This window comes from Sphingopyxis sp. KK2, assembly GCF_001990265.1.
Lineage (GTDB): Bacteria > Pseudomonadota > Alphaproteobacteria > Sphingomonadales > Sphingomonadaceae > Sphingopyxis.
The window spans coordinates 1-3,803 of record NZ_LYVN01000224.1 but is presented as its reverse complement, the minus strand read 5'-3'; the positions used below and the strand labels follow the sequence as shown (position 1 = coordinate 3,803).

9 protein-coding genes and 1 pseudogene are annotated in these 3,803 nt (G+C 70.8%); 9 read left to right on the top strand and 1 reads right to left on the bottom strand.

The window, feature by feature from the left end; all coding sequences use genetic code 11:
• The 5 genes from B1A78_RS22870 to B1A78_RS20785 all read left to right on the top strand — a co-directional run.
• The coding region (locus tag B1A78_RS22870; RefSeq protein ID WP_372236919.1) for a tail fiber domain-containing protein at positions 1 to 795 on the top strand (795 nt) is incomplete at its 5' end.
• Positions 792 to 971, top strand: a complete 180-nt coding sequence (locus B1A78_RS20800; protein WP_077148772.1) for a hypothetical protein — start codon at positions 792 to 794, stop codon at positions 969 to 971. The genes B1A78_RS22870 and B1A78_RS20800, both read left to right, overlap by 4 nt.
• A 16-nt stretch (positions 972 to 987) precedes the next feature.
• A complete protein-coding gene (locus B1A78_RS20795; RefSeq protein WP_077148771.1) occupies positions 988 to 1,266 on the top strand; it encodes a hypothetical protein in 279 nt (92 codons plus the stop codon).
• A complete protein-coding gene (locus B1A78_RS20790) occupies positions 1,266 to 1,829 on the top strand; it encodes a hypothetical protein (protein ID WP_077148770.1) in 564 nt (187 codons plus the stop codon). The genes B1A78_RS20795 and B1A78_RS20790 overlap by 1 nt, the downstream gene beginning before the upstream one ends.
• Positions 1,826 to 2,215 (top strand): DUF3168 domain-containing protein, encoded by a 390-nt coding sequence (locus B1A78_RS20785; RefSeq protein WP_077148769.1) that lies wholly within the window; start codon positions 1,826 to 1,828, stop codon positions 2,213 to 2,215. The genes B1A78_RS20790 and B1A78_RS20785 overlap by 4 nt, the downstream gene beginning before the upstream one ends.
• Positions 2,216 to 2,281: 66 nt before the next feature.
• On the opposite strand, the gene B1A78_RS20780 is transcribed toward B1A78_RS20785, so the two are convergent.
• Positions 2,282 to 2,620 carry a hypothetical protein gene (locus B1A78_RS20780; protein WP_077148768.1) on the bottom strand — a complete coding sequence of 113 codons (339 nt, stop codon included), beginning with the start codon at positions 2,618 to 2,620 and terminating at the stop codon, positions 2,282 to 2,284.
• Positions 2,621 to 2,670: 50 nt separating this feature from the next.
• On the opposite strand from B1A78_RS20780, the gene B1A78_RS20775 reads away from it, so the two are divergent.
• The 4 genes and pseudogenes from B1A78_RS20775 to B1A78_RS20760 form a co-directional block, all read left to right on the top strand.
• The gene (locus B1A78_RS20775; protein WP_077148767.1) at positions 2,671 to 3,078 is read left to right on the top strand and encodes a phage major tail protein, TP901-1 family; all 408 of its coding nucleotides are present in this window, start codon (positions 2,671 to 2,673) and stop codon (positions 3,076 to 3,078) included.
• Entirely contained in the window at positions 3,075 to 3,389 is a 315-nt protein-coding gene (locus B1A78_RS20770; RefSeq protein WP_256839664.1) for a gene transfer agent family protein, read from the top strand. The genes B1A78_RS20775 and B1A78_RS20770 overlap by 4 nt, the downstream gene beginning before the upstream one ends.
• Positions 3,386 to 3,589 carry a phage tail assembly chaperone gene (locus B1A78_RS20765; protein ID WP_077148765.1) on the top strand — a complete coding sequence of 68 codons (204 nt, stop codon included), beginning with the start codon at positions 3,386 to 3,388 and terminating at the stop codon, positions 3,587 to 3,589. The genes B1A78_RS20770 and B1A78_RS20765 overlap by 4 nt, the downstream gene beginning before the upstream one ends.
• Positions 3,579 to 3,803: pseudogene (locus B1A78_RS20760) on the top strand (tail tape measure protein); the annotation flags it as partial. The gene B1A78_RS20765 and the pseudogene B1A78_RS20760, both read left to right, overlap by 11 nt.

Sequence of the window (3,803 nt, the reverse complement as noted above, 5' to 3'; positions counted from 1 at the left end):
CACCAGCGCAGCGGCGGCGGCTTCGTGTGCGCAGGCAATCTGGGGATCGGCGACGAGGCGCCGGGGCAAAGGCTGGTGGTGAAGGCGAGTTCGGCGGTCGACGGCAGCGCGCCGGTGGCCGTCGAGATCGCCGACACGCAGACGGGCGTGGCGGGCTGGACCGCGAATGCGGCGTTCGCGGCGATCAATTTCCGCACCAGCGACGGATCGGTGAGCGGCGCGGGGGTGCGCGCGCAGATCGCGGCGACGATGCCCGCGACGCACGGCGGGCAGACCGATCTGAAGTTCAGCGTGTCGAATGCCGCGCTGCTCGACCGGTCGGCGGTGCTCGACACCGCGGGACGCTTTCGCCCCGGGGCGGACAACCTCCAGACTTTGGGGTTGAGCGGTTTTCGCTGGTCGACAGTCTATGCCGCGACGGGGACGATCAACACGTCGGACGCGCGCGAGAAGCTCTGGCACGGCGCGGCGAGCGCGGCCGAGAGGCGCGCGGCGCGGCGGATATTGGGCGAGCTCGGCTTTTTCCAGTGGCACGACGCGATCGCGGCGAAGGGCGCCGAGGCGGCGCGGCGGCATTTCGGGGTTCGCGCGCAGGCGGTGTGGGACATCATGGCGGGCGAAGGCTTGGTCGACCCGATCGGCGCCGACGGGCGGCCGGGGCGCACGCCCTACGGCTTTTTATGCTTCGACCATTGGATCGATGCCGAGGGCGTCGCGCACGACCGTTTCGGGGTGAGGAGCGACCAGCTGGCGCTGTTCCTGCTTGCTGGGCTGGCGGCGGAGCCGGCGGCATGATCGGCGCGCGGGCGCTGGGTGCGGCGGCGCTGAGCGACGCGGGGCCGCGCGACCTGGCGAGCGAATATCCGGGGCCGCGGGTCGATGCGGCGCGCAGCGGTGAGCGGGGGCGGCGCGCGGGGTCGCAGGCGGGTGAGCGGCGCGTGGTGGTGCGGCGGGATGGCAAACCGGACTGAGGGCGGGAGATTATTCATGCTGGTGATCAAGGATCCGGGGGCGCGGATCGATTATGCGTTCGATTGGGGCGATGCCTATGTCGACGAGCAGGTGATCGTCGCGGCGAGCTGGGCGGTCGAGCCCGAGGGCGCCGGCGGGATCATCGTGTCGGCGGCGAGCCACGACCTGCTGCGCTGCGCGGCGACGATCGAGGGCGGGGTCGCGGGCGAGGTCTATCGCGTCACCAACCGGGTGACGCTGAGCGACGGGCAGATCGACGAACGGTCGCTGACCCTGCGGGTGGAGGAACGCTGATGATCGTCGGGATCGACAAGGGGACGGCGCCGCTGGGCGTCGCCGAGGCGAAGGCGTGGCTGCGACTGGGTGCGAGCCAGGACGATGCGCTGGTCGCCGGACTGGTGCGCAGCGCGGTCGATTTGTGCGAGGCCTTTACCGGGCAGATGCTGATCGCGCGCATGGTGACCGAGGAGATGCCGATACGCGCGGGCGCGATCCGGCTCGCGAAAGCGCCGGTGGTGGCAGTCGAGACGGTGACGGGGCTCGCCGGCGATGACGAGACGATATTGGATGCGGCGGCCTGGCGGGCGGAGATCGACCGCGACGGCGCAGCGCGGCTGTGGGTCGGTGCGCCGGGCGCGGCAACGCGGCTGCGCGTCGCCTATCGCGCCGGGCTGGCCGCCGATGCGAATGGCGTGCCCGAGGCGATACGGCAGGGGTTGGCGCGGATGATCCAGCACCTGCACATAGCGCGCGATCGCGCCGAGCAAGGCGGCGGCGGGCGCGAGGTGCCGGCGATCATCGCGGCGCTGTGGCAGCCGTGGCGGCGGATCGGCCTTGGCGTGGAGGTGCGGCGATGAGCGCCGAGCGGGCCGTGCGGAGCCGGGCGCTGGCGATATTGGCGGGCGACGCCGAGTTGGCTGCGCTGGTGCATGGCATCTTCGACGGCGTGCCGGCGCGGGCGAGCGCGCCCTATGCCAGCGTCGGCGCAGCCGAAGGAAGCGACTGGGGGACGAAGGATGTTGCGGGGCGCGAGGTGCGGGTGACGCTGAGCCTCGCCGGCGTCGGCGACGCGGCGGCCGATGCAGCCGCGTCGCGGATCGAGGCGCTGGTGACCGGGCTGCGCGGCGCGGGCGACGGATGGCGGATCGCGTCCGCGCGGGTGATGCGGACGCGCTTCGGCTTTGCGAAGGATGGCGGGTGGCGGCACGAGGTTGTCGTGCGGTGCCGCTGTCTGGCGCTCTAGCCCCTCCTCGCTGGAGAAGGAGGCGTCATTTTGCTGCACCCGTGGGTGCAGCAAAAAACGCGGCGATCAGTCTTCGCCCGGCAGCGTGTTGGTCGAATTATAATCCTTGAACTTGTCGGTGAAGTTCGCGTGATAATCCTCGATCTGCATGTCGGCGTCGTCGGTCGCGTTCTTCTCGCTGTCGCCGGCGGCGCGGCCGAAGGCGATGACCGCCGCGCGGAAGGCGTCGCGCTCGGTCGAGCAGACCGATTTCACCGCCATTTCATATTCGGCTTCGCCCATCTTGGCCTCGAGCGACTTTCGCAGGTCGTCGCGCAGGCATTTGGTGAAAGCGGCGCGCGTGGTGTCGACCTGCGCGGTCGAGACGGGCGCCATGGCGGCCAAAATTATCGAAGTGATCAGCATCCTGCGACTCCCCGTTTGCGGATGTTCTTGTGAGCCAAGGAGATTAGACGATGGCAATCGAAAATGGGAGCGCCTTTTTGCTCAAGATCGGCGACGGCGAGGTGCCGCCGACCTATGCGACCGTCGCCGGTTTGCGCACCACGCAGATGGCGGTGAACGGCGAGGCGGTGAACGTCACGACCAAGGACAGCGGCGGGTGGCGCGAACTGCTGGCGGGCGCCGGGGTGCGATCGGTTTCGGTCAGCGCGGCGGGGATTTTCACCGGGTCGGACGCCGAGACGCGGCTGCGCGGGCATGCCCTGTCGGGGGCGATCGACGATTATGAGCTGAGCTTCGAAAGCGGCGAGAAGATGGTCGGGCGCTTCCTGGTGACGCGGCTCGACTATGCCGGCGACTATAATGGCGAGCGCCAATATACGCTGAACCTCGAGAGCAGCGGCCCGGTGGTGAGCCTGTGACCGGGGCAGCGAATATGCTGCGCGGCGAGGCCGAGCTGAAGGTTGGCGACACGGCGTTCGTGCTGCGCCCGAGCTTTGCAGCATTGGTCGCGGCCGAGGGCGAACTGGGGCCGCTGTTCGGGCTGGTCGAGCGCGCCGCCGAGGGACGGCTGGGGCTCGGCGAGCTGGCGGCGCTGTTCTGGCATTGCCTGCGCGAGCGGCCCGATGCGCCGACTCGCGAGGCGGTCGGCGAGGCGGTGGTCGCGCAGGGGCTGGCCCATGTGACGCCGGCGCTGCGCCTGCTGCTCGGGCAGATCTTGCAGGGCCGATGAGCGCGACATTTGCGGCCGCCGCCGTGCGGTTGGCGGGGGTGATGGCGCGCGTCGCCGGCTGGACCCCCGACCAGTTCTGGGCGGCGACCCCGGCGGACGCCGCGACGGCGCTGGCGGCGTGGGACGTGGACGACGGCGGAGCGCCGCTGGACCGCGCCGCGCTCGCCGCGATGATGGAGACTTTTCCCGATGGCCGATGAGATCGACGAGATGCTGGTGACGGTGCGCGCCGACACGGGGGCGTTCCGCCGCGAGGTGGCGGCGATGCGCGCCGAGCTGGAAGGGCCGCTGGCGAGCGGTGCCGATGCGGCGGGGCGGCGGATCGAAGCGGCGCTGACGCGCGCGGTCGTGACGGGCAAGCTGGGTTTCGAGGATCTGAAGCGCGTCGCGATGGCGGTGATGGCCGATATCGCG